Raw genomic sequence first — 25,163 nt, forward strand, 5'->3', positions numbered from 1 at the left:
CTCCTACAATTCTTTTCAACTCAGATTGTAAAGTCTGTAGGAGACTACAAGGTCAAGTTAAGAATCCATTTTTAGGATTTCGAGCGTGGACTGTACGCCTGGATGTTTATCTGTGGCTAACAAATTTTTTCTCAAATCTGCGAGGGCTGTTAGTTTTATTTCCTGTTTTGCAATTTCGCCACGAACTCGATCCATTTTCTTATCCACAACAGTTACAAAATCATCTATGCTAATGCCGCTGCTTTCAGATTTAGTGAGTGCCTTCTTGATTTCCTTTAAAGTGAAACCACACAGTTTAGCATTATGTATAAAAACAAGTCGGCTAAGCACCTCATCCGAATAAAGACGATAACCAGCTTCTGAACGTAAGGGAGTGCTAATTAATCCGAGCTCTTCATAATACCTTAACGTCTCCATATTCACATTCGCCATTTTAGCAATTTGGCCTCGCAAGTATTCTGTCATAATCAGCGCCCCCTTATAATCCCCTACATTATACCAAATTCAGAGGCAGCAGAGGACATCAAAAGGACATCAAGGGACATCAAAAGAACGTCAACAAGTAACCAAGCTCCCTTTTAAAAACTCCTTATTTACGCACAAAAAAAACGACATTTCTGCCGTTTTCTCATCAATCATTTCCCAATTTACTCACTTCACTTCGGACTGCATTTTTCTGTATAAGCGAAATCTGTCCGGCATGAATGCCTGTATGATACATAAGCCTGCCTATCGCTTCAAGCGGTGTAGATGTGCCAAAAGCCGACTCCACACTCACATGCCACGCTTCTTCCGGAAGCTCCTGCATCGCAGCAGTTAGATTCTCATTGGAAACAGTCAGCAGATCAACGAGTTCATTCAATGTAGAATATGCTGCCTTGTCGCCTAGAGGATTAGGTCTTGCAAAAAACCACTCTGCGAACATAAACTCAACTTCCGCATTATGCTGAATTAATCCCCCAATCGTAGAGTTCCCTAGCTTAAGGTTAAGATCCTCTTCCGGCAATGCCTTCACCATTTTATGAAATCGCGTTTGTACCGCTTGCCAGATTGGCAACACTAAAGTGAAAGTCATAGATTATTTGCTCCCTTGTACAGTGGCAACTTCATCTTTTTTCTTGTCGATCACCACATGGTTGAACAGGTTCGCATCTACGTCGATGTCAAAGGCCAAGCCAAAACCAACAACATAACGCCCTTGAACAGGTGTCAATTCAAACAATGAAAAATCCAATCCACGCAGCAAATTCACCATTGCCGCCCCATGATCAGCATTAAACAATTCAAAGATCTCCTCATGCCCGTCATTCCCGATATTGCTTGAAGTGCAATTCCACCGCACACGCTCCGTTGCAAATTTATTATTCGTTGCAGACTCATCTGCAATTAGAAGCGCATCTACAAACTCGTTATTTTCCATATATCGGTAATGCTCGGCGATCTTACTAATGTAAATATAAAGTTTGCCTTCATGCTTAACAAAAGGAGCATAGCTGATAAAAGGTTTTCCTTCGTCATCTATTAAGCTCAAAATCAGATTTTTACGATTCGCAATAAATTGCAAATAGTTTTCTTTATTTTTCTCTACATCTACAGGCTTCTTCATTATAAAATCCCTCCATTAATAGGTTATGTAATCTAGCCACGAATCTAGCGAACGGTACTTAGCAAATGAATACGAGGTTTCGTCTCTGCAGGAACATATTGAACTTCGGCATCCATTCGGTATATATTCCGGATCATATCGGTTGTCATAACTTCATTTGGTGCCCCATACATCGCTTTTTCACCCGCCTGCACCACAACAATACTGTCACTATAGGTAGAGGCTTGATTGAGGTCATGCAACACCATCACGACGGTCATCCCCATGTCTTGATTTAGCTCACGTACTAGCTCAAGAACTTCATGCTGATGCGAAATATCCAAGTAAGTGGTCGGTTCGTCAAGCAACATAACCAAAGGGCGCTGCGCCAAGGCCATAGCAATCCAAGCACGCTGTGATTCACCACCGGATAACGAGGAAACTGCTCGATCCTTATAATCCTTTAAATGTGTCTTTTCCAGTGCCCAGTGGACAATCTCCATATCCTCATGATTTAATTTTTCGAACCATTTTTTATGAGGATACCTTCCATAGGAGACGAGATCGATCACGGTCATATCATTAGGCGCTTGGTTCTTCTGGCTCAGCATGCACATTTTTCGAGCCACTTGTTTGGCGGTCATGGACTTTAGATCCGTACCATCGAGTGTGACCGCACCCGTATGATATGGAATTAGTCGTGATACCGCCTTAAGTAATGTAGATTTACCTGAACCGTTTGGTCCTATAATCGAGACGATTTCACCCTTTTTTACGGAAAAAGAGAAGTTGTTAATAATGTTTTTCTGCTCATACCGAATCGAAATAGAGTCGACAGTAAACATGTTAGAACGCCTTCTTTCTCATCAGGTATAGAAAATATGGTCCACCGATCACCGCCATAAGGATACCCGCAGGAATATCTAAAGGTGCAAATAAGGTACGTCCACCTGTATCTGCTATCAACAATACCAATGCTCCAAGTCCCATACTCATCGGCAAAAGAAATTTATAGTCTGAACCCACCAACAATCGAGCCATATGTGGCACAACAAGTCCAACAAAGCCAATCATCCCTATAGCCGCTACAGAGATAGCCGCTAGAAATACTGCCAGCAAGGAAAGTAGAATACGAATTCGATCCACATTTTCACCTAAATTCGAAGCCACCTGATCGCCTAAACGTATAATATTCGCCTTGCGGATCGCGAAAAAGGATAAGATCCAGCCTGCAATGGCATACGGGAAAACCATCATCAAGGCATTGTTCCCTTTTGCAGCCAAACTGCCGTTCAACCATTGGACTGCTGCCGGAAGTCTGTCGCTGTACATGATGGTCAGGAGTCCTATTAATCCCCCGCAAAGAGCATTCACAGCAACTCCTGATAAAATAATAGTGATCGGCGAAATGCCGGTTCTTCTCCACGCTAATGCATATACAATCCCTGCAGCGATTAGTCCACCAACAAAAGCCGCAATTGGAATAAACTCCGTATATTGTGGTGCTGCAAGCATAATGACAAGCACACATGCAGCCGCTCCACTCGTTACACCGGTCAATCCTGGATCAGCAAGTGGGTTGCCCATCACAGCTTGCAGCAGAGCGCCTGAAACCGCGATATTTGCCCCAATGATCATCGCCAGTAATACACGCGGCAGACGAATATCCCATATGATGGTGGCATTCACCGCTTTTGCCGCTGACCCAAAGATTGTGCTTAGGATGTCTGGTATGGGGATGTATACTGAGCCTAGTCCAATCGCAATTATGGCGGCAACGAGCGCAAGTGCTAACGTTACAATAACAATAATTCTGCTACGAGATGTATTTATCACTTGCTGTCTCCTTTAATTATTCATAGAAGTATTTTGCAATTTCGGTTAAGGCTGTCTCGGCGTTAAGGATCGAAGTAACACCGAATACGCTGTAATCTAGAATGTTGATTTTGTTATTTGCATAAGCTGAGAGCTTTGTCCAAGTTTCATTTTTCTCTATTTCTTTTTTGAACTTATCCTCTGTCGCTCCGTGGTCGCCTGAAGCGAGTACGAGAATGATGTCTGGATCAGCGGCTACAATGTTCTCCATATTAATAGGTGAATAAGTGTCAGTAACTTTCAATACAGAAGTTGCGATGTTATCAGCACCAAGCTTTTTCACTAAGCTACCTAAATAAGATTTCTCACTCATGACCATAAAAGAATCCGCGGTTCCGATTACGAGCAGCACGCTTGGCAGCTCTTTGCCTTCGGCTAATTGACTCAGCTCATTTTCTTTGTCCAAAATCTTAGTTAAAGCAGCATTCATTTCATCTTTTTTATTAAAATAAGTGCCTAAAACTTTGAGGCTAAGCTTTAAATCCTCGAATGATTCTGTTCTCAAATATGCTTTTTGTAGGTCGATTCCTTCTAGCGATTTGTCTAATGTGCTGCGAAGTGATTCCGCTCCCAGCAGCAAGTCTGGTTCAAGTTTTGTCACTACTTCCAGATCCGGTGCCATAGGAGATCCAATACGATCAATTGTTTCGAAATCAGCAGGGATTGGATTCGTTGAAGTAGGTACACCTACCGGAGTTATGCCGAGCAAATAAAGCATTTCTGTTAACGGTACAGAAGTTGTTACAATACGCTCCGGTACTGTAGAAGGGAATTGGCTTAAGGCTTCGTTGAACAATGTTTCATCCACACCATCATTCTCCAGACTGTACACCTTGCCGGCAGCTTCCGCTGTATTCGCTTCTTTCGATTCATTAGCAGTTGTATTCGTTACTGCTTCATTTTTTCGATTGTCCGTTGTATTAGTAGACGAACAAGCAGTCATTGCAGTAAGCGCTGCAACAACCAGGAGTACTAATATTTTTTTCAAAATCTATCCCTCCGAATATGATATTTATACGTTTCATGTAGTGATAATGATTTTCATTTTCACTAATCGCTTCCTATGATAATCGTTATCAATGAGAAGTGTCAAGAATTTTATTTTAATTTTAAATAAGAAGGAATTTCATTATTGTCCGTTGAAGCGGACTAGCATTTCTAATAAAAAAAGCCACGCCCAATGGGCGTGACTTCAAATAGTGGTGTATGAAATCCAAGCGTTAGTCAGTAGCTCTCGCATTTAAAATCCCATAATGAATAAGGTCTACAAACTCATTTTCTTTATAAATATGCTGTAACAAAACGCCTTCTTTCAGCATGCCAGATTTTTGCATAACCCGTCCCGAACCAGGATTTGTAGCAAAGAATCTGGCATACACTTTGTGATAATGTTTTTCTGTAAAAGCAAAATTAATGACCGCTTTTGTTGCTTCTGTAGCATATCCATTACCCCAGTGATCCTCACCTATCCAATATCCAAGCTCGCCGTTTCTGTGTGTCCGGTTATTTCTCAGTCCTATAGCACCATACAGCTCGTTTGTATTTTTATCAGTAATAGCGAATTCATATGAATTATCATTATTGAACTCATCTTCATGTGTTTCAATCCATGATAACGCACATTCAATGGGGTATGGATAAGGTAGAGTTAATGTACTTTTGTAAACATTATAATTATTGCAGAGCTCACTGACACGCTGTGCATCAGACAATGCAAAAGGTCTTAAAATCAATCTTTCAGTAGTAATTGTTCTCTTCTCTGGATTGTACAATGGTATCCCCCCGTTAAACTAAATATTATAAAACAAATACAAGCCAGATGAACAGAAAACTTGGCCACCACTGCTTACCCGCTTTCACAAACAGCCAGCCAAACACCAAAGAAAAAGCAGTAATATACAAGCCGCTTTGCAGACCATGTGTCAAATGACCTAATCCCCAAGTCAGCATTAAACCTATTCCGCCATAAGGAAGAGAAGGATTCTTAAACCATACTTCTCCTGCAGACTGCATTAGCGCAACCAATAGTACAACTAGTACAGCTTCCACAATGTAATATATGTTTTGAACCAAGGCAACCCATATGCCCATAAAACCATGTTCTAACTTGAAGTTTTCATATTCTCTATAAATCTGTGGAATGCTCTCCCCATTAATCCAAAATTCCAACACAGCGAACAAAAAGCTTGATATAAAAGCTACAATTAACAAAGGAATGACCTTAGAGCTCCAACGCAAAGATATAACCTTTTCAATTAACTTCCTCTTCCTGAACCAAAGTAGAAATATCATAGCTCCAACTGTCCACAATATGGTGACTATGCTCCAATGAACAACTAGTACGTACCAAGGGCTGACAAAAAAGTCGTCTATATTAAACAAATCCCCCCATAACCATTGATCTAATCCCATGATGAACATATCCATTCCTAACATTAAAAATACAAGCAATCCTAATAAAAAATATTGAATACCTGATATATTCCCTTTTTCTTTCACGAAACCTCTCACCCGCCCTATATCCATTTTTGTACTATATTCCCAAAAATACGATGCTGAAAGTATGGCATCCCCCCATTCTGTTTGTCTGTAACAAATCACTCACTTGAATCAAAGTTAGAAAAATACATAAAAAAAAGCACGCATCGATATAAAATCGACACATGCTGTTTACTTGACCTGGCTTGTCCAAACTAGAATCTAGCCACAAAAAATTCGCGGTCTGCGGGAACGTTAAAACTTCTTATAGTAGCTCCACTCTCATCTCTTAAAGTGAGAAGATAAGGTACTGATGTTAAGGTACTAATTGTTGGGAATCTAACTACACCAAATTCGTCAAAATCAGCAGTTACCGTTGTAGTTCCAGCTCTCAATGAAGCTGACCACCCCGTAGTATCTTTAGGTGTACCCGTTGCATTTGTACCAATAGCAACAACAATAAATCTATCCAGAGTCTGTCTAATTCTACGTTTCTTTCTCGTAGGAGCTGCTTTCGCTTTTTTAGCCGCGAGAACTTTGCTAGCCATAACTGCTTTCTTGTTAACTGGTTTTTTAATAATTGCCATTTACTTCACCACTTTCTTTTTAGGATACGTTAGTAAATGCAAGAATCGTAATGTTTGACCTCTCTTTCACCTACAAATCTGAAAATGTGTTAAATCCTAGTTTCATAGTTTCGTGTCCACTAGCTCTGCAGTGCATATAATACCTTCAAGAGGTGATTCATTACTAATGAACGGTCAAAAATGGCTAGAGCAATATCATTCGAAAATGCACCATTCTTTGAGAAAAAGAGTTCAACGTTCCTATCTTCCAGCACATAAGGCAAATTCCATTCCAGTTATCATTAAATTCAAACAAAAAATAACTACAGCCCAGCTACAGTCTTTACAAAACCATTTAAAATCCCACGACCTTCCGATCAGACATCATCTTCACCTGCTCAATTCGATATCATCCAAAGTTTCAAAGAACTGCCTGAACCGGATGTGCCGCTGGGATGGTATCGAAAAAATTTATTTGGATCAAGTCAAAAAAACATCCCTTAATATAGCGACACCATCCATTGGTTCCACAGCTGCCCAAAAGAAAAAGCGGCTTACCGGAAAAGGGATTAATATTGCTATTCTTGATACAGGGGTGTATCGGCACCCTGACCTGTTTCGCCCTGTTAACCGCATAGTTGCTTTTAAAGATTTTATCAATCATAGAAAACAGCCCTATGACGATAACGGCCATGGAACTCATATCGCAGGGGATGCAGCAGGCAACGGTTGGATGAGTAAAGGAAAATACAAAAGCCCTGCTCCAGAGGCAGGGATAGTAGGTGTCAAAGTACTCGATAAAAATGGCGATGGATATGATTCCACAATCATTAAAGGAATTGAATGGTGTATTGCGAATCGGAGAAGACTTAATCTTCGTATTCTTTCGATGTCATTCGGAGGTAAGGTGAATCTTCCTTGTTCAGATGATCCACTCTGCCAAGCTGTAGAAAAAGCAATTAAAGCCGGACTGAACGTTGTAATAGCAGCTGGAAACAGCGGACCGGGACGCAGTACGATCGAATCTCCAGGGATTAGTCCTTCAGCAATTACTGTCGGTGCAGTGGATGACCGTCGCACGCTCACGCAAGCGGACGACCGAATCACTTGGTTCTCCAGTCGTGGACCCGCACCGGGAGGAAGGAAGAAACCGGATCTCGTTGCTCCAGGCGAAACGATCATCTCCCTTCGTGCCCCACGATCCAAGCTGGATCGCGAGCTTCCTTATTTGCGGATAGCTAAAGATTACTTTGTACTGTCCGGTACCAGTGTCTCAACACCTATCGTCTCGGGTGTGATCGCGCAATTACTCCAGAAGAACCCTTCTCTTACGCCTAAGCAAGTAAAATCCATACTAAAAAAGAACACGTTTCGCCTTAAACTAAGTCCTAACACAGCAGGATGCGGTGAGATCAATGCGCGGTTTTTATCGTAAATCCGCTTCTTTTTTAAAGGCAGTAATGATTGAAACCGACAATTCCTCTGTAAATATACCTGTAGGCTCTATTTCTAATAAAGCTGATTTCATATCATCTTCAAAACGTTCTAAGTTATCTCTAAATAATCGCTTAGAGGCATAAGACGTAGAATACAAATTTCCTAGAATAGAATCAACAGTCCAAGTGATGGAATAACTCGATAACACCTGTCTTTCAACATCTGTAAAACTGGATCGCTTTACAACATCCTCATGTCTTTCTTGTGGATGTCTATATGTACTGTTCCCGGCTATTCTTTCGTCACCCAACCAGCGTTTCACTACTTCATCTACCTTTTGTTGCCAAGGTAACGGTTCTTGTTGTTCATTAAAAGTATCAATTACAGCAATACCGCCGTTATCATCTAAACTGTGATAGAGAATTTCAAGAATGGATTCTCGGTCCATCCAGTGAAACGCCTTAGCCATCATGATGAGACGAAAGGAACCCCAGTCATTGGATAGTTCTTCCGCTCTCCCCTGTTGCCAGCTAACATTCTCAACCCTGTTGTACTTTGATAACAGCTTTGCTTCTTCTAGCATCTCTAGTTCAGTATCTACGCCAACAATTTTTTCGAACCAATCCGTAAACCTTTGCGCTAACTGCCCAGTACCACAACCTAAGTCCAGCAACCGGCCCTCTCCGTTAAGTGAGAATTTGTTCACTAGATATCGAATCAGTGAGGACGGATATAGCGGGCGATATCTGGTGTAATAGCTTGCAGTATCTTTGAACAGATCCGGACCATAATCATTCATAGCTGAACTCCCCCTTCTTTTTTACCAAGGACAAAATCATAGCATTTATGTAATGCAAATAAAAGGCTATCCAGAGCATTCTGGGCAGCCTTTATTTATGTGGATACAGCCCAAAATAATTAAAAAATATTGACAATTAACTTCGTTGCATATATGGTTAATTACATAACTAACTAACCAATGGAGTTGGCGGTGAATACATGGGAAACTTAATGGATGATACACGACCGATATTTATGCAGATCGCCGAACGAATAGAAAATGACATCATCGAAGAAACACTGCTGGAGGAGTCACAAGTTCCTTCGACAAATCAGTTTGCTGTTTTCTACCAGATCAATCCGGCTACGGCTGCGAAAGGTGTGAATTTGCTTGTGGATCAAGGGATATTGTACAAAAAACGAGGAATCGGTATGTTTGTAGCTTCTGGAGCGCGTGCAGTATTGATGGAGAAGAGAAAAGAACAATTTTATGAACAGTATGTAGTAACCATGATCCGTGAAGCTGAAAAATTAGGAATTACGTTGGATCAATTAACAATTATGATTCAGAGGGGAGACAACAAGTCATGAATGAAGTCGTTGAAATCAAAGGATTGACTAAGTCATACGGAAATGTCACTGCCATCCATGAACTCAGTTTTTCTTTGGAGAAAAATAAGATATACGGGCTACTCGGCAGAAACGGTGCAGGAAAAACCACAATAATGCATATGATCACAGCTCAGCTTTTCCCTACAAGTGGTGTCCTGAACGTATTTGGTGAACATCCGTACGAGAATAACCGGGTTCTCAGGCAGATTTGCTTCATTAAGGAAAGCCAAAGGTATCCGGACACGTACCGAATCATCGATGTACTGGAGGTATCCGAATTATTTTTCCCAAACTTTGATCGGGAATATGCTCACTCTTTAATCAAGGATTTCAATCTGCCATTAAAAAGAAGAATAAAAAAGCTGTCCCGAGGTATGCTCTCGGCTGTAGGAATTGTAGTAGGTCTAGCCAGCCGTGCTCCGCTTACCATTTTTGACGAACCCTATTTAGGTCTTGATGCAGTAGCTAGAAGCCTGTTTTACGATCGCCTAATTGAAGATTATGCTGAAAATCCACGTACGGTTGTTTTGTCCACCCATTTGATCGATGAAGTAAGTCAGCTTTTAGAGCATGTTATCGTCATCGACAACGGCAAGCTAATTATTAACGAAGATGCTGAAGCCCTTCGTGGGCAAGCTGTTACGGTAATCGGCGCGACAGCAAAGATCGAAGATTTTATCGCTGGCAAACAAGTCATTTCCCGCGAGTCTTTTGGCGGATTGCTTACAGCCACCATTATCGGCTTCAACGTGAAGGATCAAGCACATGCTGAAAAGTTAGGCTTAGAAATCTCACCTGTATCTTTACAGCAATTAATTGTTCATCTCACAAATAAAAAATCTCTAGGAAAGGAAGTGACCGTGTAATGAATCCTACGGCAGGTATGTTAAAAATGCATTTCAGAGATAAGTGGTTATGGTTGTATACGCCTTGGGTAATCTTGTTATCCAGCTTCTTGGTAAATGTCATCGTCGCTTCTTTCATCCAAGAACCGATTTATACCGGCGGTCTGGTTTCTATCTTCATTTATATGTTAATCACCGGTATACTCATTTTGGTGCAGACCTTCCCCTTTGCTCTGGGCTTAAGCCAACGAAGAACGGATTATTTCATAGGCACTTCCTTAATGGCTATTATAACTAGCGCCGTCTACTCAATTCTCCTCTACCTGCTCTCCATCATTGAAAGCAAACTGACAGGTGGCTGGGGTTTGGAACTACATTATTTTCATTTGCCCTATTTAAATAATGGTAATGCCCTCGAACAGCTATGGATGTATTTTGCGCTCTTTCTGCATATGTTTTTTCTGGGGCTGATGATATCCAGCATCTTCCGGAGATTTGGCCGAAGCGGTTTGTTCATTTTCTCAGGGGTTACGTTTATCCTGTGCAGTCTCGGCGTATTGTTAATGACCTATAATCAGTGGTGGGTAGACCTCTTTAACTGGTTTGCTGGATATACCGCATTTGAACTTGCCTTGTGGTCCATGCCTCTGACAGTCGTGTACGCTCTTTTATCGTTTTTGATGCTGCGTAGAGCAACCGTGTAATTCATTATCCTATAAAAAAACAGGTGTGTCCCAATTGCAATGCAATGGTTGCTGGGTGCACCTGTTTTATTTCGGGTCTTAGACTTTGATCTAGACAACAAACTTCATTGGATTCAAGCATAGTTGCGCGCGCGAAGTTGCTATGGGACTCAGCGGGTTAAGTAGCGTAGAAGCAAAATTCAGTGTCGCTATTGCGGATAGCGAAGGACCAAAACACAGATTAGTATTTCGCCAATCTGCGCGTACGAAGGCGCTATCGGACTCAGCGGGGCGAGTAGCTTAAAGCAGAACGTAGTGCCTCTATTGCAGATAGCGAAGGACCAAAACACAGATTAGTATTTCCCAATCTGCGCGTACGAAGATGCTATCGGACTCAGCTGACCTTATTCGCAGCTTTAGAGCACATTTGGATTCCTATCGGACCCCACAGTCGCTATCGGCATAAAAAACGCCAAATTCGATCCTTTTCCTATGCGATAGCTGCACTGGGGTCCGATACTTTGCTCAAAAGGTGATAAATGAGCAAATAACGTCAGCTGGGTCCGTAAGCCTTAGGTGATGATGATTCCGCGGGGTGAGTAGCTTAGAAGTAAAACACAAATTAGTATTTCTCCAATCTGCGCGTACGAAGATGCTATCGGACTCAGCTGACCTTATTCGCAGCTTTAGAGCACATTTAGATTCCTATCGGACCCCACAGTCGCTATTGGTATAAAAAACGCCAAGTTCGATCCTTTTCCTATGCGATAGCTGCACTGGGGTCCGATACTATGCTCAAAAAGCGATAAATGAGCAAATAGCTTCATCTGGGTCCGTAAGCCTCAGGAGATGTTTCTTAAAGATTTCTTTCGCTTAAGCACTACCGTCTGCTGAAAAACACAAAAAAAAGGATTATAAAACTGCTACTGGAGCAGTTCTATAATCCTTTTAGCTATGCGGTCAAGAGGACTCGAACCTCCACGATATTGCTACCACTGGCACCTGAAGCCAGCGCGTCTGCCAATTCCGCCATGACCGCGTATTATAATGACTCGCTTATTGCGGTCACAAGATAGATCATACCACGCTGAGAATCCAACGTCAATATATTTCCGTCATTTTCTTATCATTCATTAATTTATGGATAATTATTGCTTTTGTTGCCGAATATAAGGTATAATGAGAACAAAAGTTCGCATAATATAAATGAGGTGATTTATAATGGCGACTACGAAGCTAAACACATCCATTATTGATGAAGAAGTAACTAAAGAAGAACTGTCCCTGGTCAGAAGCTATTTGCTGCTAACGTTTATTCATAAAGTTTTCGAACGCGACTGCCGTGTAATCAGTAGAAGCGGCCTGTTTAAGACCCCTCAGCTATATATGGAGCTCGTATCTGGTGCCACTAAGAAGACGTCACTAATGCTTCAAGAGGTTACGCGCGAGCTGAGCTCCCATGATTTGAAGATTACTACCGTTCGCCAAGATCAGCGAGGAGTCGAAGCATTATATTCCTGCAGAGGATTTCAAGGAGAGATGAATATATTATGGCCAGGCTTCCGTAGAGAAATGATGCTGCGCATGCGCGCGTATCTTGGACTGTCCACAGAACTCTCCATACTCTCCAGAGAAGAGAATGCGTCTGAACTTGCTCTAACTATATAGTCCCAAATGACATTACAGAAACAGCTCCCGCCCAGTAGGGCGAGGAGCTGTTTTGTATTATGAAGATTATTACTGTGAAGATTATATATTATCCGGATCTTGTCTTGGTTCACTAAATGGCTGGAATAAATAATTGCGATCCAGCTTCACTACTCGTCTATTCTGACGACGTATCATCACCTGAGAATCATCCCATGCAAGAACTATCCCTTTTACGTCGTTACTTTCCAAGCCATCGCGCACTACACGAATTTTCTCACCGGAAATCCGGTAAGCATCCAATTGCTCATCGCTAATCATCATTAATCCCTCCTGTCATAGCTTGTCCTATTTAGTCTCAGAAAAAAGACCCAAATGATAAATCATCTGGGTCTCATGTAGGCAATTAACGACTTGCATGTCTACTAAAGCATTCTTATATCAGCGCTTCATTCTTCTCAAACCAGAAGTCAAGAACTTTAGCGGACATCACACGTTGCTCCAGATACTCCACTTGGTTAGTAGTGAATTTTTCCCTCCAAGGAAAGGATAACTCTTCACACAAACCTTTGATTGTCAGAAGCTCTGACCAGGCTACATAGCGTTTGTACCAAAAAAACTGAGGATGTTCAATCATATAGGGATACAGATCGTCGAATTCCGTGTGTTTGCAGTCCAGCGCACGCTCGAAATGATCCTTGGCCTCGGTTAATTTATCAATAAAAAATTGTTCAGTCACCGGTTCTTTCCCCATTGTGACGCCTCCTCCCTATGTCTAATTTTTATTATAAAGGAAAATCCATAGGGTGAAAAGCAGTTGTTTAAAAAATAGGCCTGTTCTTATTGCCAATTAGGTTATTCCCCAAATTCGATGGTGCCTCCATTTAGAGAGGTAATTCTTACGAGTGACTCCAGACGAATGCCTTGCTCTCTGATCGTCCGAGCCCCTGCCTGAAAGCTTTTTTCAACTACAACACCAAGACCAACTAGCTCGGCGCCAGAACGTTGAATGATCTTAATCAACCCACGCGCTGCATCACCATTGGCAATAATATCATCGATAAAGAGGATTTTATCCTCTGGAGAGATAAATTGGCGAGACAACATAATATCAGTAACGATACCTTTTGTAAAAGACGGAACTCTTTCGCAAAGCGCATCTGGATCAGCTAACAGAGTTTTTTTGCGGCGTGCAAAAACTAGCGGCACCTTTAATTCATACGCGGTGGCAAATGCCACGGCAATGCCCGAGGATTCAACGGTCACAATACGTGTAATTCCTGAGTCCGCAAACCTCCCGGCAAACTCCCGTCCCATTTCCATCGTAAGCTGTGGATCAACCTGATGATTTAGCAGTGCATCCAGCTTCAGCACTTCATCCGAAACGACGACACCTTCTTCCAAAATCCGCTGTTTCAACACTTCCATGACTTTGAACCTCCAATACCCTTTATAATCGCAGACATTCCGTACAAATTAATCACTGATCATAAAGCAATTACGACGGAAGTCATGTCCTACTGATCCTCATCATAACCTGTACTATACAGAGTACACAAGGTTATCCTGCATAGCACTCGTTATGATTTTTCTTTAGCTTCGTAAAACTATTAGGAGGGGAGCCATGAAATCACATGTCCGAACATTACAGATCGCTTTCACTTATATTGGCACCATTGTAGGAGCCGGATTCGCCACCGGACAGGAAATATTAAAATTTTTCACACGTTACGGGCACTGGGCAGTCCTGACCATCCTGCTCTCAACTATATTGTTCATATGGCTGGGTACAAAAATGATGGTCATTGCTCGGCGAATAGAAGCGGAATCCTATGAAGACTTTAACCGCCACCTCTTCGGGGAACAGGTCGGAAGCACCATCAGTTTGTTCACGATGGTCGTCCTGATCGGAGTAAACAGTATTATGCTTGCAGGGGCCGGCGCTATTTTTCAGGAGCATCTCGGACTTCATTATCAGACTGGACTAATTATCACGTTGCTTGGTTCATACTTTCTGCTAAAACGAGGAATTTCCGGTATTCTGCAAATGAACAGTATTGTTGTACCTTTAATGCTTACTCTGTCACTTATCATTATTTTTAATACTTTTCAAATTCCGGGAGCTGGACGGTTCCTGTTCCTTGATAACGATCGCTCTCTCTTTGGCGCATGGATGTCACCGCTGCTCTACACCGCCTTTAATTTAGGGATGGCACAAGCTGTTTTAGTCCCTATGGCTCGTCACACAGAGGAAGAAAGATCCCTTGTATGGGGCGGTATTATTGGGGGTACCGGGATTGGTTTTATGTTGATCGCCGCACATTTCGCAATGAGCTCACAGATGCCAGGGATTCTCAAATTTGAAATTCCGATGGGCAGCATCGCCGTCCGGTTGGGTACTGTAGTGCAAACTATATATCTCCTACTGATCTTTTTGGAGATCTTCAGCACTTTTGTGGCCGATATTTATGGAGTAGCTGTACAGCTTAAGCAACGGCTTCCCCTATCAACTGCACTAATCACACCACTTCTGATGTTGGTCTGCTATTTACTGAGCCAGTTTGGCTTTAGTTCACTGCTCTCCGTGTTCTACCCAATCTTCGGAGGTTTATCATTGGTCTGGGCTGTCAAGCTGCTGCGCACGCCATGGTCCTCTCCACCAGGTAGTAATACTTCATCGAACTCAAAGGAGAAGGGGAACAGTCTCGTATCCGTAAAACCAATCACCCGAACTACACGGAAATAACCGCTGCTGTAGGAATCATACGTGCTGCCGCTTCCGCCACATGCTTGTGACAGGTCATCATCACAATCTGGCGGGAGATCGACAGTTCTCCAAGAAGTCCAAGCGCAGCATGAAGACGAGACTCATCAAAGTTAACGAAGAGATCATCGAATAACAGCGGCAGCGATACTTGCCGTGACATGGTCTCTGCCAGTGCCAGCCGGATGGCAAGATACAGCTGTTCTGCCGTCCCTCGGCTGAGCAGTCCGCTGTCTAGTAATCCCCCATTCTTATGTTCAGCTTTCAGCTCTTTGTGCCCCAGTGTCATAACAACCCTTTTATATTCCCCTTCCGTCAGCTTGGAGAAATAAATTGAGGCAAGCAGTAATACCTGTGGCTGCTTCTCCTGCTCATACACACGACGAGTTCGCCCGATTAGTTCGGCAGTTATCGCTGCCACTGCATATTTATCAGCCACGATCCGCAAGGCTGCTCTCTGCTCTTCCAGTTGCTGAATAACGGAATCCTCCACGCAGCGCTCCTTCAGATACTCCCCTTCCTGAAGCAGCTTGCCTCGTTGCTCCAGCAGGGTGTTCCAACCCTCTTCCTGCCGTTCCATCAATTCTTCAGCCAATGACCGCTTCAGCTGCAATGCTTCCGCATCATGATGATTTAATAATTCCAGCAGAGCAGTAACTCGCTCTTCCTCCCAACCACCGAACATAACAAGCTCCCACTGGCGAATCGATTTATTCAGATCACTGCGCCGCTGCACAGCTGCTGACCTGCGTAAGAAGTCTTCTCCACCAGTCGCCCCGCCTTCTTGTATCAGAAGCTCACGCTGTTCTCTCAGCTCACCTAATATCCTGTGGCTCTCCTTGAGTTCTTCATCCACATCCTGCAATCTTGACTGCATAGTTTCCCGGCGAATCAAGTCCTTTTTCAGATCATCCCACGCTCTTTTTCGCAGTTCCAGCCAGCTTAGTAAGGATAACGCAGATATTCGTTTCCCCTCTTGCGGATCTATTTCAAAGCCAGCTGCCGCTACACCAGACTCGTCGCCAAGATCAGCACCCGACTCATAGATAAGTGTGAGCAGCTCCTCCTCAAACATGTTACATTCTGCTTCCAGCTCCTTCAATCGTAAGGAGAGTTTATTCTCTTGGCGCAGCAGCTCATTCCCTTGTTCAACCATAGCAAAAATATCCGGCAGTCCTTCAGGGGATAACCCTTCAGGCAGCCTGCGTTGGCGAAGCCATTCTTCATATTGCTCAGCAGTTTCCGTAAATGCCGCCTCCGCCCGGTGCATTTCTTCAGCGAGCAGCTTCTCTTGGCCTGCCAGCGTCTCCAGCTCCGTGCGGCAGGCATCACGCTCCGCGGCATAGCGTTCGATGCGCTGCCGCCAAGCTGACCAAGCCTCCATGAGCCTGCGAAGCTCCCTCATGGAGGCCTCCAGCCCGCCTGCGTCAGGGCTGGACCCCGGGGCGGCCGTCCGCCGCCCCGGCACAACGCTCTCCGGCTCCGCCCCGGAGAGCAGCTGCCCCGCAGCCGCAGCATCTCGGCTGCGGCTGCGCTGACGTCCCCGCTATGCTCTGGCGGGGACGCTTCCGGCCGGCGCGCTCCGCGCAAGCCGGCCCAAAGGGCCAGATCGGCCGCACCCAGCAGGCCGATCGCAAGCACGGCGCTGGCCGGCGGAGCACCGGTCAGCCACAGCGCTGCGGGCAGCAGCACGGTTAGTGCTGCCCCAGCCCACAGCAGGCGCCGGTAGAGCGCGGCCATGCGCTTCGCGCCAAGGCCGTCACTTCCGGTGCCGCGCGCTGGCCCTTCGCTGAGCTGCGCTTCGCGCCAGCGTTCGGCCGCCTGCTGCAGCTCGTCCCACAGCTGCAGCACTTCACGGGCGCTGCGGGGAGCCAGCTGCGCAAAAGATTCCGCGCCGGTAGCATGCTCACGCGCCAGCGCCCGTTCTGCTGCTTGGAGCGACGCTGTGGCAGCGGCCAAACGGGATCGCAACGACTGCCGCGTTGCACCCTCCGCCTCCATGCGGCGGTCATAACTAGCGAACGCCGCCGCAAACTTCCGTGCAGCTTCACGATCCGCTGCTGTACCGGAGAATGAAGTCAGCTCTGCAGAGCCCCAGCTCACATCAATGCCGCGCAGAATTCGCCGCAAATGCTCATTCAGCGCTGTTAATTCTCCCTCAAGCCGCTGTCTTTCCGTTCTACGGTTCTCGTAACTGCTCCGATGCCGGTCCAGCCGCTCCAAAGCAGGCCCCTGCGCTGCTAATACTTCATCTGGAGGGTTCTTTGCCAGTTCAATAGTAAGCTCGCTTAGAAGACGTTCATAACGTACTACTGATCCCTGTGCATTACGAATTTCTCCTTCAAATGCCTGAAAGCGAGTTGCCCCTTCTTCAGGAAAGGCTAAAATCAATGGCAATCCTTGCAGCTCTAGCTGAGCCTCGCTCCACTTTAACCACAGCTCACGGACTTCCTGTGCTTTTCGAAACATCACTAGCTGCTCTCCAGTGAGCTTACGCTGTTGCTCCAATTCATCTAGCTCCGACTCCGTTGCCCTCAATGCCACTATATTATCGTTATATCGCGGGAGATAAGAACGGCTCTCAACCATTTGGCGCTCAAGCTTTTCAATGGCTTGCACAACTTTTGCTGCTTCTTGCAGCTTGCCACGAGGTTTGTACAGCTTCTCAGCTTCCTGCACCAAACGGCGTTCCGCACGCATGATTGCACCTCCACCGCCCATACCTGCATGAAAAAGAAAGCTGCTCATCTCCTCAGATTGAAGGGCAGCAAGCTCCTGCAGCTCGTCCAGTGAAACTGCGAACAATTGCTGGAACATACTCCTAGAGATCCCCCCAAGTAAATGTCTTTCCATTTCAGCTTGTCCTAGCTCTTGAGTCGTTTCATTTGGATGATTTACTGTAATGTTCAGCTTTTCATTTCTTCCTGATCCCTCAGCACCTGAAGCAAAACGGCGAATGGTCCACAAACCATCATCACAGTCACGTATCTTCAGGGTCCCCCCATGCAATCCACCTTGCATAGGTTCATACCTTTCCAAGGGATTTCCACGGCTTGGAATTCCAAACAGCATAGAGCGTATGAATTGCAGTGTCGTACTTTTTCCTGCTTCATTACGCCCATAAAGTACGGTCACTCCCTGCGTTAAATGAATCTCTCGATTGTGAAGACGCCCGAAGCCATTGATATGCAAATGTTCAATTTTCATCGTTTTGCCCTCCGGCTTGTAGATACGAAAGACTTTCCGCCGCTTCAACAGTATCATCCATCCCACCAAGCATCGTGATTCCCTGCTCTGCTGCACCACGTAGCCAGCTCAACTTCTCTTCTTGACTAGTCATAGACAACAGCTTACGCAGCTCCTGATTCTCCAATAGCGGTTTAAGCGCACTATTTAATAGTTCTTCGAGCGCTTCCGGAGAATGTTCCGTATGCTCTGCAATGCGCAGCATTTCTCCAAGAAAACTATCTTCTTCCAATAAGCGTTGGCGATCAATAGCTAAGCCGGACTCGATGGCGAACCCTTCGGTCCAGACAAGCCCTTTGTAATCTTTACGCTCAGCCCTAATCGCCTCACGGCGCTGGAGTTCTGACAGCAGATCCTCTGCCGCCCCTTTTTCAGCCAATACTTTATGTACGTCCCCTCGTCCAATCAGACGAAATCTGACCACCGACATGAGCTCCGGGAACTCCGCGCGGATGTCTTCAATAACCTGCTCCACTTTCTGTATCCATTCTGCTTCATTGCTTAATCCTTCTATAGATAGGTCTCTAACCTGCCAGCGAACGAAATCCAGTTCATGAAATTGCAGAGCGGATCTTCCAGCCTCATCTACATCCACAATATAACAGCCTTTAGCACCGGTTTCCTTAATGCTGCGCCCTTGTATATTGCCTGGATACACAATCACAGGCTTCTCATGCAGTACACTCCGTTTATGAATATGTCCAAGCGCCCAATAATCAAAACCCCGTTCGATAAGGTCCCTGCGACTGCAAGGAGAATAGGTCTCATGCAGCAAATCACCGTCTACATTGCCATGCAGCATCGCAATATGAAACAGGCGGCTGCCAGGTATACGAGAAAAGGTTACAGCTGTGTTGTTCGTCACTTTCGCCGTTGGATAAGAGATTCCACTAACGATGGCAACTTCTTGGCCATCTATACGGCGGTAAGCTGTAGCGTGTTCTGGCTTCTCTCCGCCAAATACGATAACATGCTTTGGCATTTCCGTTGTCAGACGCAGTCCGTCAAGCGGATCGTGGTTGCCATGAATCAGGAACACGTTAATCCCGTGCTCACCGAGTTCTTTGAGCGCTTCCTGAAATCGCAGCTGTCCCTGTAATGAAGCATCTGAAACATCGTACACATCTCCACTAATGACAATAAAATCAACATTCTCTTGGATCGCAACGCGGACAAGCCGCCCGAGGGCGGCAAAGGTAGACTCACGTAAATAAGCACGAATGGCTGGCGAAATATGCGCCAGCCCGGCAAAACGGCTATCCAGATGTAAATCAGCAGTATGCAGAAAGCGAAATGGAATCATAGCTGCTCACCCTTTCGTTCCTGAGGGATACTGTAAATAGGTTTTTTTAAGTTCATTAGCAACTCGTGTCAACGAATATAGGCTTTTTGCTTTATCCCAAGCGGAACGTGAAAGCTCATAACGATAAGCCGGATCAGATATCACCTTCTCTAATGCGTCAGCAAGAGCAATCTCATCATCAGGACTGACCAATAAACCATTCACACCATCTTCAATCTGCTCCGGTATTCCGCCCACATTTGTCCCCACTAAAGCCAGGCAGCTAAGTGCCGCTTCCGCAAACACTGAACCGAACGCCTCCGCCCGAGAGGGCAATACGAAAATATCAAAAAATGGCATGAATTCTTCAGGGTGCAGCGTATATCCGTAAAAAATCGTTTCATTATAGATCCCTAAATGTTGGGCCATCTTTTCCAGATCCGCACGTGAAGGACCATCGCCAATAATATGCAGTACATACTCATGGCCGCGATTTTTAAGCTCCGCGCAAGCTTTGAGTAATATATCTATTCCTTTAGCCGGAACCAGACGTGTCACGGTCACTAGCTGCGGAATAGCATTATCATGCGGAACAGGCTTAAATCTTTTTTCATCAAAACCATTCGGAATAACACCTATATTAGAAGGATCAATAATATAAGGGGCCACATAATCTGCAAAAGATCGCGACACCGTCATTAATCGATCACTAACATGCTCAAGCTCACGATAAAGTGAGACTAGAAAACGATGCTCCAAGCCATCCTCGGAAATCGCTCCATTTAGAATCAATTCCCGCTCGTAACTGGAATGCAGGGTATGAATTAACGGAGTATCAGGGAACACTTTTTTCATTGCTAAGCCCGCAATCGGATGATGAGAATGAATAAGATCATAGGGCTTACTCATCCGCAGTTTAGTCCACCATAAATAATCACGATAGGTCTGAATATATTTCTGAACGATCGGACTTTCTCCATACTGCGTCCAATCAAACGTCTCGAATATTACTTCCTCATGCCCCTTATTGCGAATCCGCTTAGGCAGCCAAAACAAATCCATCTCCCAACGGCTTGAACGGAATCTTTCCTGAAGATAAGGGATCATAGATGATACACCACCGGGTTGCTCCGGCGGGAAGAAGAGCGCTTGCAGCAAATTCATATGGTACATCCCCTTTACAATTGCCCTGTGTACTGTAAGACTTGGCAATTATGATATAGTTGAATATATGTAGAATTTCAGGTACGATTACGTTCCCCATACCTTGATTTTATCGGTATAAACATGAAACAGCAACTAAGAAAAAGGAGAATGAGCTATGAAGGAAGAACAGCTGCCTGCCTCTTACACCGCATCTATTAAAGAAATGCTGGGGCAAGAGGCAGATGCTTTTCTAGAAAGTTATTCAGCACCACGAACTCAAGGACTGCGCTTTAATCCGCTAAAAAGCACCTCAGCCATAGGCCAAGTTGCGGTGGACCGTACAGTCTCACAATTTAATTTGAAACCTATCCCATGGTGCCAGGGCGGGTTTTATTATGATGAGCCCGCTCGACCAGGCAGGCATCCTTACCATGCCGCTGGACTATATTATATTCAGGAGCCTTCCGCAATGTCCGCAGCTGAACTGCTGGCACCTGAACCCGGTGAAACCGTCCTCGATCTTGCAGCAGCCCCTGGAGGTAAAACTACGCATATCGCTGGTTTAATGCAGGGACAAGGCCTCTTAATCTCTAATGAGATTCATCCGGAACGCGCAAAAATTCTAGCAGAGAACGTTGAACGTCTGGGCATTAAGAATACCCTCGTAACCTGTGCAACACCAGAACAGCTATCTGCGCGTTTCCCGCAAGCTTTTGACCGAATTATGCTGGATGCTCCTTGTTCTGGAGAAGGCATGTTCCGAAAAGATCCAAAAGCCATTCAAGAGTGGTCTCCTGCTCATGTAGTTATGTGCGCAGCGAGACAATGGGATATCCTGCAAGACGCCTACATTATGCTTAAACCAGGGGGTACTTTAGCCTACTCTACCTGCACCTTTAACCGTCAAGAGAATGAAGAAACCATTGCTCGATTGACGGCTAGTTACCCCGATATGGAACTACTCACCTGCAAACGCCTTTGGCCGCATTTAGAAAAGGGCGAAGGTCACTTTGTAGCACTCCTGCGTAAGCAAATTGACACTGCATCCGTGAATGATGATGCCAACCGCAACGCCAAAAAACGCCGAAGTAAAAACAACCCAAAAACTAATTCTTCTGTACGCGATGCCTACCAGCTTTTTCAAGACTGGGCTGCGGTAGAACTGCCTGGTCTTTCATGCCAAGGTGTGCCACTGCTCTTCGGCGAATCCCTTTATTTGCTGCCAGAATCCTTTAATGGCAATCTCCATACCGGGCTGCTGGACGGACTGCGTATTCCACGAGCTGGACTACATATCGCCCATTTGAAGAAAAATCGGATTGAACCTGCTCATGCATTAGCTATGGCACTACAGCCCATACAAGCTTCACGAAGCTTTAATCTCAGCAGTGATGGCCCGGAAATACATGCTTGGCTACGTGGTGAAAGCCTGCCTGTCCCCAGCGAATTACATGGATGGACACTTGTAACTTTAGATGGTTTGCCGATTAGTTGGGGCAAAGCGAGTTTAGGGCAGCTTAAAAATCATCTTCCTAAAGGATTACGTATCCTAAAAGCCCATATTGACGAGCAATAGGCCATAGACCAGTACAACAGGCCCTCTTCGGCATATGATGTCATTATCTCAGAAAGCTGCGACATCAGTCACAGCAATTGAGAAGAAGACATAAGTTGAGGAGGAATAAATCATGGGTGAATTTCATGGAGGAGCCTTCACTTCGACCGGAGCGATTTTGGTACTTTTCATCTTGCTGGTCATCATTTCCCGTTCGTTGTTTGTTTAATACCTTCCCGGCTTAAATAGCTGGTGAAACGAAGCGGCTGTGTCGTCCTTTTTGGGGCGGTGCGGCCGCTTTATTTCTTTCCAACATAACATCTCCATTTGTTATTCTCGTGAATATTTACCGTCTGAAAGCCCGATTTCCGAAATAACTGCTCCATCTCTTCGTTCTTAGTGAATTGCTTCATATGATAATTGATTTTATAGATCTCAGAAATAATAACAAATGTACCGCCTGCCATCAGCACCCTAAATGCTTCACTTATATCGTGTTCGAGGTCCGGCCAGAAATAATGTGTCTGAATCGCTGTGATCGTCCCAAAAAATCCATCGTTGAACGGTAACGCTGACACATCTCCCTGACTAATTTTCACCTTACCAGCGATTACAGCCTTATTGTTTTTTTGAATAGATGTCTCTACAGCTTGTTCTGAGTAATCTATGCCGTAAATTTCATGTTGTTTATTTTGTTTTGCTAACGTATGTATAGTTTGACCGCCACCACAGCCTATGTCCAGGATAGGATCGCCGCTCTTAATTTCTATTTTTCTAAGTCCCCATGTTGTGATGTTGGTATGTGCCTGATTCATGATTTTGATCATGATATTTCCTACGAACCCTCTAGGATTCTTGGCTTGCTCAATCAGCGCATTCAATAAACCCATATTTGTACCTCCCAATCAATTGGCCATACCAGCAGCCTGATCACTTGATATATGTTCCGTAAGATTTTCTGCTGTAACTGCCCACTTATCTACTTGATACTCTATTTTATGAATACTAGTATATGAAGTCGGGAAATGAGCATTCTTATTCGTCCACGTTAGCCCTTTTAAAATATGGTATATAACATTAATTACGCCACCATGAGTGACCACAATTACATTTTCATTTGGATCAGTACTCTCCAGTTCATTACATAGTTTTGAGAAACTTGAACTTATTCGCGTAAAAAATTCCTGAGGACTTTCTCCTCCTGGAAATCTCTCATCCATTCTTAAAGCCGAGAAATAAAGACCCGGGTATCGTTCATTTACGATTTCATGAGGCATTCCAGCGATTACACCATTGTTCGTTTCTCTCCAATACTGGCTGCTTTCAACAGGCAAATCAAGCTCTCTGGCGATCTCATTTGCTGTATCTAACGCACGTTGCAAATCACTACAAAGAATACGGGTTATGTTAAAGCTAGATTGATTTTCCTTAAGATAATATCCAAGACGTTCGGCTTGTCTATATCCCTCTACTACAAGTCCACGTTGACTCCAACCCCCACGAAAGCCTTCATCATCTATTCCATGCCTTATAAAATATATAGCCATCGATTGTATACCTCCTGAACAAGATTGTTATACATTTGCATTAAACTTCGAAAACGCTTGTTTTTTAAGTTGATCCCAATTGGGCGTTGCAATGTTTGCTTGTTGCTTCAAAATATCAAATGAATTAAACAAAGCCGCTATTTCGCTGAAAGAACCGTCCACTAATTTCATAAACGGTAATTTATGAATTATTGCCAGACCATAATATACAGCCTGCTTGTGCTTTCGAACAAAGTTAACTTGACCTGCTGGAGTAACAGTATAGCTTAATTGCTCCATGATTTGAAACCCCTCGTCCATTACTGAAATGGCTTGTTTTAATAGCTTCTTATCTTTAGATACCTTTTTCAAATCCCCGTCATGCAGATAACTAAGGGAGTTCAAAGCCACTATTGGCACGATATGACTTTTGAGCCAAGCATCCATATCCTCATGATAAGTTAGCTTATACTTAGCGTTCTCAAACGCTTTTTCCAGTAAGTGTTTTATTGGAATCTCACCGTCTAAACTGCCAAGTACCATTTGCCCTCCTGCGTGTATTTTAATAACGCGACCGCTCGTTTCCCGAATTCCTGCACTAAGTTGAAATCCGAAGAGTATATTTTTCCTCACATTGCTCATTTCCTGGAGATCCTTTTGCATGCCAAGAGCATCGCCATTGTTCCCCACAAGAATTATATTCAGACTCTGATTCTCAGCTAGAATAGGTAACACAGATGGAAAATCATTATATTTCATAACAACAAAAATAAGATCATAGAGATCATCGAATCGAAGCGTAGAGATGACCTTTACTGTATCCACAGTGTTTTTAATTTGAAAATAATGGCGAAGCACAAGTCCGTCTTTCGTCAATTGCTCTGCTCGCTTTCCTCTGGCAAGCATGGTGACATCATTTCCCCCACGCACTAGAACATGCGCAAGATAGCTGCCTAATACTCCCGCTCCAAAAACTAAAACTCTCATATTTAGCTCCTCTATCCCTTTTTAGACATTTGTTGAATTTTGATCAACTGTTCGATAAAATCAGATTATCACATCTCCGGTAGGGTTCAATCGTTAGTTTGACCGGTTTTGTTGATTTTTCAACAAAATACAATACATTGTTTAATAAA

28 protein-coding genes and 1 tRNA gene are annotated in these 25,163 nt (G+C 44.2%); 8 read left to right on the forward strand and 21 right to left on the reverse strand.

From position 1 onward, the window contains the following. Nucleotides 1–57: 57 nt before the first annotated feature. From MKY63_RS30385 to MKY63_RS30425, 9 genes are all read right to left on the reverse strand, one after another. Nucleotides 58–465, reverse strand: coding sequence for a MerR family transcriptional regulator (locus tag MKY63_RS30385; protein WP_051491619.1), 408 nt, complete (start codon nt 463–465; stop codon nt 58–60). A gap of 166 nt (nt 466–631) precedes the next feature. Continuing rightward, on the reverse strand, nt 632–1,075 hold the full coding sequence (locus tag MKY63_RS30390) for a DinB family protein (protein WP_076140949.1): 444 nt from the start codon (nt 1,073–1,075) through the stop codon (nt 632–634). A gap of 3 nt (nt 1,076–1,078) precedes the next feature. Continuing rightward, the gene (locus MKY63_RS30395) at nt 1,079–1,606 is read right to left on the reverse strand and encodes a pyridoxamine 5'-phosphate oxidase family protein (RefSeq protein WP_339810932.1); all 528 of its coding nucleotides are present in this window, start codon (nt 1,604–1,606) and stop codon (nt 1,079–1,081) included. A 44-nt stretch (nt 1,607–1,650) separates the two neighbouring features. Beyond that, a complete protein-coding gene (locus tag MKY63_RS30400) occupies nt 1,651–2,430 on the reverse strand; it encodes an ABC transporter ATP-binding protein (protein WP_076100835.1) in 780 nt (259 codons plus the stop codon). 1 nt (nt 2,431) lies between these two features. Continuing rightward, a complete protein-coding gene (locus MKY63_RS30405) occupies nt 2,432–3,421 on the reverse strand; it encodes an iron ABC transporter permease (RefSeq protein WP_051491618.1) in 990 nt (329 codons plus the stop codon). 16 nt (nt 3,422–3,437) lie between these two features. After that, nucleotides 3,438–4,448, reverse strand: coding sequence for an ABC transporter substrate-binding protein (locus tag MKY63_RS30410; RefSeq protein ID WP_081389334.1), 1,011 nt, complete (start codon nt 4,446–4,448; stop codon nt 3,438–3,440). 232 nt (nt 4,449–4,680) lie between these two features. Next, nucleotides 4,681–5,232 carry a GNAT family N-acetyltransferase gene (locus MKY63_RS30415; protein ID WP_036689430.1) on the reverse strand — a complete coding sequence of 184 codons (552 nt, stop codon included), beginning with the start codon at nt 5,230–5,232 and terminating at the stop codon, nt 4,681–4,683. Between the two features lie 25 nt (nt 5,233–5,257). Beyond that, a complete protein-coding gene (locus tag MKY63_RS30420; protein WP_076274990.1) occupies nt 5,258–5,959 on the reverse strand; it encodes a hypothetical protein in 702 nt (233 codons plus the stop codon). A gap of 194 nt (nt 5,960–6,153) precedes the next feature. Then, nucleotides 6,154–6,525 carry a hypothetical protein gene (locus tag MKY63_RS30425; RefSeq protein ID WP_051491616.1) on the reverse strand — a complete coding sequence of 124 codons (372 nt, stop codon included), beginning with the start codon at nt 6,523–6,525 and terminating at the stop codon, nt 6,154–6,156. A gap of 166 nt (nt 6,526–6,691) precedes the next feature. Here MKY63_RS30425 and MKY63_RS30430 point away from each other — a divergent pair, with 166 nt between their 5' ends. Beyond that, on the forward strand, nt 6,692–7,939 hold the full coding sequence (locus MKY63_RS30430) for a S8 family peptidase (RefSeq protein ID WP_076140946.1): 1,248 nt from the start codon (nt 6,692–6,694) through the stop codon (nt 7,937–7,939). On the opposite strand, the gene MKY63_RS30435 is transcribed toward MKY63_RS30430, so the two are convergent. Continuing rightward, the gene (locus tag MKY63_RS30435; RefSeq protein ID WP_036689424.1) at nt 7,931–8,740 is read right to left on the reverse strand and encodes a class I SAM-dependent methyltransferase; all 810 of its coding nucleotides are present in this window, start codon (nt 8,738–8,740) and stop codon (nt 7,931–7,933) included. The genes MKY63_RS30430 and MKY63_RS30435 overlap by 9 nt on opposite strands. A 200-nt stretch (nt 8,741–8,940) precedes the next feature. On the opposite strand from MKY63_RS30435, the gene MKY63_RS30440 reads away from it, so the two are divergent. From MKY63_RS30440 to MKY63_RS30450, 3 genes are read left to right on the forward strand one after another with little or no spacing between them, the layout of a single operon-like run. Continuing rightward, the gene (locus MKY63_RS30440) at nt 8,941–9,312 is read left to right on the forward strand and encodes a GntR family transcriptional regulator (protein ID WP_036689422.1); all 372 of its coding nucleotides are present in this window, start codon (nt 8,941–8,943) and stop codon (nt 9,310–9,312) included. Then, nucleotides 9,309–10,199: an ABC transporter ATP-binding protein gene (locus MKY63_RS30445; RefSeq protein WP_038569899.1), complete on the forward strand. Its 891-nt coding sequence runs from the start codon at nt 9,309–9,311 to the stop codon at nt 10,197–10,199. Before MKY63_RS30440 ends, MKY63_RS30445 begins: the two co-directional genes overlap by 4 nt. Then, complete coding sequence (locus tag MKY63_RS30450) at nt 10,199–10,882, forward strand: hypothetical protein (protein ID WP_076140945.1); 684 nt, start codon at nt 10,199–10,201, stop codon at nt 10,880–10,882. Before MKY63_RS30445 ends, MKY63_RS30450 begins: the two co-directional genes overlap by 1 nt. Nucleotides 10,883–11,816: 934 nt before the next feature. Here the strand turns inward: MKY63_RS30450 and MKY63_RS30455 are convergent. Beyond that, nucleotides 11,817–11,900 (reverse strand) — tRNA-Leu (locus tag MKY63_RS30455). Nucleotides 11,901–12,082: 182 nt separating this feature from the next. Here MKY63_RS30455 and MKY63_RS30460 point away from each other — a divergent pair. Then, on the forward strand, nt 12,083–12,529 hold the full coding sequence (locus MKY63_RS30460; protein ID WP_051491615.1) for a hypothetical protein: 447 nt from the start codon (nt 12,083–12,085) through the stop codon (nt 12,527–12,529). Between the two features lie 81 nt (nt 12,530–12,610). On the opposite strand, the gene MKY63_RS30465 is transcribed toward MKY63_RS30460, so the two are convergent. From MKY63_RS30465 to MKY63_RS30475, 3 genes are all read right to left on the reverse strand, one after another. Next, nucleotides 12,611–12,829: a hypothetical protein gene (locus MKY63_RS30465; protein WP_036689413.1), complete on the reverse strand. Its 219-nt coding sequence runs from the start codon at nt 12,827–12,829 to the stop codon at nt 12,611–12,613. A 115-nt stretch (nt 12,830–12,944) separates the two neighbouring features. After that, nucleotides 12,945–13,262: a hypothetical protein gene (locus MKY63_RS30470; protein ID WP_036689410.1), complete on the reverse strand. Its 318-nt coding sequence runs from the start codon at nt 13,260–13,262 to the stop codon at nt 12,945–12,947. Between the two features lie 101 nt (nt 13,263–13,363). Further along, on the reverse strand, nt 13,364–13,936 hold the full coding sequence (locus MKY63_RS30475; protein WP_038569895.1) for a xanthine phosphoribosyltransferase: 573 nt from the start codon (nt 13,934–13,936) through the stop codon (nt 13,364–13,366). Nucleotides 13,937–14,132: 196 nt separating this feature from the next. Here MKY63_RS30475 and MKY63_RS30480 point away from each other — a divergent pair, with 196 nt between their 5' ends. Further along, nucleotides 14,133–15,254: a hypothetical protein gene (locus MKY63_RS30480; RefSeq protein ID WP_076140944.1), complete on the forward strand. Its 1,122-nt coding sequence runs from the start codon at nt 14,133–14,135 to the stop codon at nt 15,252–15,254. Here MKY63_RS30480 and MKY63_RS30485 read toward each other — a convergent pair. The 4 genes from MKY63_RS30485 to MKY63_RS30500 are packed head-to-tail and all read right to left on the reverse strand — an operon-like array spanning nt 15,241 to nt 20,964. Further along, nucleotides 15,241–16,677 carry a hypothetical protein gene (locus MKY63_RS30485; RefSeq protein ID WP_339810938.1) on the reverse strand — a complete coding sequence of 479 codons (1,437 nt, stop codon included), beginning with the start codon at nt 16,675–16,677 and terminating at the stop codon, nt 15,241–15,243. The genes MKY63_RS30480 and MKY63_RS30485 overlap by 14 nt on opposite strands. Next, nucleotides 16,674–18,479 (reverse strand): AAA family ATPase, encoded by a 1,806-nt coding sequence (locus MKY63_RS30490; protein WP_339810941.1) that lies wholly within the window; start codon nt 18,477–18,479, stop codon nt 16,674–16,676. The genes MKY63_RS30485 and MKY63_RS30490 overlap by 4 nt, the downstream gene beginning before the upstream one ends. Continuing rightward, complete coding sequence (locus tag MKY63_RS30495; RefSeq protein ID WP_094902776.1) at nt 18,469–19,821, reverse strand: DNA repair exonuclease; 1,353 nt, start codon at nt 19,819–19,821, stop codon at nt 18,469–18,471. Before MKY63_RS30495 ends, MKY63_RS30490 begins: the two co-directional genes overlap by 11 nt. Nucleotides 19,822–19,827: 6 nt before the next feature. Beyond that, nucleotides 19,828–20,964 carry a glycosyltransferase family 4 protein gene (locus tag MKY63_RS30500; RefSeq protein ID WP_036689393.1) on the reverse strand — a complete coding sequence of 379 codons (1,137 nt, stop codon included), beginning with the start codon at nt 20,962–20,964 and terminating at the stop codon, nt 19,828–19,830. A 157-nt stretch (nt 20,965–21,121) separates the two neighbouring features. Here MKY63_RS30500 and MKY63_RS30505 point away from each other — a divergent pair, with 157 nt between their 5' ends. Together MKY63_RS30505 and MKY63_RS30510 are read left to right on the forward strand one after the other, a co-directional pair. Continuing rightward, complete coding sequence (locus MKY63_RS30505; RefSeq protein WP_038569888.1) at nt 21,122–22,522, forward strand: RsmB/NOP family class I SAM-dependent RNA methyltransferase; 1,401 nt, start codon at nt 21,122–21,124, stop codon at nt 22,520–22,522. Between the two features lie 112 nt (nt 22,523–22,634). Next, nucleotides 22,635–22,730, forward strand: a complete 96-nt coding sequence (locus MKY63_RS30510; protein WP_197069771.1) for a sporulation protein YjcZ — start codon at nt 22,635–22,637, stop codon at nt 22,728–22,730. Nucleotides 22,731–22,800: 70 nt separating this feature from the next. Here the strand turns inward: MKY63_RS30510 and MKY63_RS30515 are convergent, their stop codons facing one another. Genes MKY63_RS30515 through MKY63_RS30525 form a run of 3 tightly spaced genes read right to left on the reverse strand, consistent with a single transcriptional unit; the run spans nt 22,801 to nt 25,014 of the window. After that, entirely contained in the window at nt 22,801–23,391 is a 591-nt protein-coding gene (locus MKY63_RS30515; RefSeq protein WP_038569886.1) for a class I SAM-dependent methyltransferase, read from the reverse strand. Nucleotides 23,392–23,406: 15 nt separating this feature from the next. Then, nucleotides 23,407–24,048, reverse strand: a complete 642-nt coding sequence (locus MKY63_RS30520; RefSeq protein WP_036689381.1) for a histidine phosphatase family protein — start codon at nt 24,046–24,048, stop codon at nt 23,407–23,409. A 27-nt stretch (nt 24,049–24,075) separates the two neighbouring features. Next, nucleotides 24,076–25,014 (reverse strand): 2-dehydropantoate 2-reductase N-terminal domain-containing protein, encoded by a 939-nt coding sequence (locus MKY63_RS30525; protein ID WP_038569884.1) that lies wholly within the window; start codon nt 25,012–25,014, stop codon nt 24,076–24,078. Nucleotides 25,015–25,163 lie beyond the last annotated feature (149 nt).

The organism is Paenibacillus sp. FSL R7-0189 (genome assembly GCF_037969925.1).
Taxonomy (GTDB): Bacteria; Bacillota; Bacilli; order Paenibacillales; family Paenibacillaceae; genus Paenibacillus_AQ; species Paenibacillus_AQ odorifer.

Excerpts from the sequence above, each read along its gene's own strand:
- MKY63_RS30385 (WP_051491619.1), bottom strand. The coding sequence starts at position 465 with ATGACAGAATACTTGCGAGGCCAAATTGCTAAAATGGCGAATGTGAAT.
- MKY63_RS30390 (WP_076140949.1), bottom strand. The coding sequence starts at position 1,075 with ATGACTTTCACTTTAGTGTTGCCAATCTGGCAAGCGGTACAAACGCGA.
- MKY63_RS30395 (WP_339810932.1), bottom strand. The coding sequence starts at position 1,606 with ATGAAGAAGCCTGTAGATGTAGAGAAAAATAAAGAAAACTATTTGCAA.
- MKY63_RS30400 (WP_076100835.1), bottom strand. The coding sequence starts at position 2,430 with ATGTTTACTGTCGACTCTATTTCGATTCGGTATGAGCAGAAAAACATT.
- MKY63_RS30425 (WP_051491616.1), bottom strand. The coding sequence starts at position 6,525 with ATGGCAATTATTAAAAAACCAGTTAACAAGAAAGCAGTTATGGCTAGC.
- MKY63_RS30430 (WP_076140946.1), top strand. The coding sequence starts at position 6,692 with ATGAACGGTCAAAAATGGCTAGAGCAATATCATTCGAAAATGCACCAT.
- MKY63_RS30435 (WP_036689424.1), bottom strand. The coding sequence starts at position 8,740 with ATGAATGATTATGGTCCGGATCTGTTCAAAGATACTGCAAGCTATTAC.
- MKY63_RS30440 (WP_036689422.1), top strand. The coding sequence starts at position 8,941 with ATGGGAAACTTAATGGATGATACACGACCGATATTTATGCAGATCGCC.
- MKY63_RS30445 (WP_038569899.1), top strand. The coding sequence starts at position 9,309 with ATGAATGAAGTCGTTGAAATCAAAGGATTGACTAAGTCATACGGAAAT.
- MKY63_RS30450 (WP_076140945.1), top strand. The coding sequence starts at position 10,199 with ATGAATCCTACGGCAGGTATGTTAAAAATGCATTTCAGAGATAAGTGG.
- MKY63_RS30460 (WP_051491615.1), top strand. The coding sequence starts at position 12,083 with ATGGCGACTACGAAGCTAAACACATCCATTATTGATGAAGAAGTAACT.
- MKY63_RS30465 (WP_036689413.1), bottom strand. The coding sequence starts at position 12,829 with ATGATTAGCGATGAGCAATTGGATGCTTACCGGATTTCCGGTGAGAAA.
- MKY63_RS30470 (WP_036689410.1), bottom strand. The coding sequence starts at position 13,262 with ATGGGGAAAGAACCGGTGACTGAACAATTTTTTATTGATAAATTAACC.
- MKY63_RS30475 (WP_038569895.1), bottom strand. The coding sequence starts at position 13,936 with ATGGAAGTGTTGAAACAGCGGATTTTGGAAGAAGGTGTCGTCGTTTCG.
- MKY63_RS30480 (WP_076140944.1), top strand. The coding sequence starts at position 14,133 with ATGAAATCACATGTCCGAACATTACAGATCGCTTTCACTTATATTGGC.
- MKY63_RS30485 (WP_339810938.1), bottom strand. The coding sequence starts at position 16,677 with ATGAGGGAGCTTCGCAGGCTCATGGAGGCTTGGTCAGCTTGGCGGCAG.
- MKY63_RS30490 (WP_339810941.1), bottom strand. The coding sequence starts at position 18,479 with ATGAAAATTGAACATTTGCATATCAATGGCTTCGGGCGTCTTCACAAT.
- MKY63_RS30495 (WP_094902776.1), bottom strand. The coding sequence starts at position 19,821 with ATGATTCCATTTCGCTTTCTGCATACTGCTGATTTACATCTGGATAGC.
- MKY63_RS30500 (WP_036689393.1), bottom strand. The coding sequence starts at position 20,964 with ATGAATTTGCTGCAAGCGCTCTTCTTCCCGCCGGAGCAACCCGGTGGT.
- MKY63_RS30505 (WP_038569888.1), top strand. The coding sequence starts at position 21,122 with ATGAAGGAAGAACAGCTGCCTGCCTCTTACACCGCATCTATTAAAGAA.
- MKY63_RS30510 (WP_197069771.1), top strand. The coding sequence starts at position 22,635 with ATGGGTGAATTTCATGGAGGAGCCTTCACTTCGACCGGAGCGATTTTG.
- MKY63_RS30515 (WP_038569886.1), bottom strand. The coding sequence starts at position 23,391 with ATGGGTTTATTGAATGCGCTGATTGAGCAAGCCAAGAATCCTAGAGGG.
- MKY63_RS30520 (WP_036689381.1), bottom strand. The coding sequence starts at position 24,048 with ATGGCTATATATTTTATAAGGCATGGAATAGATGATGAAGGCTTTCGT.
- MKY63_RS30525 (WP_038569884.1), bottom strand. The coding sequence starts at position 25,014 with ATGAGAGTTTTAGTTTTTGGAGCGGGAGTATTAGGCAGCTATCTTGCG.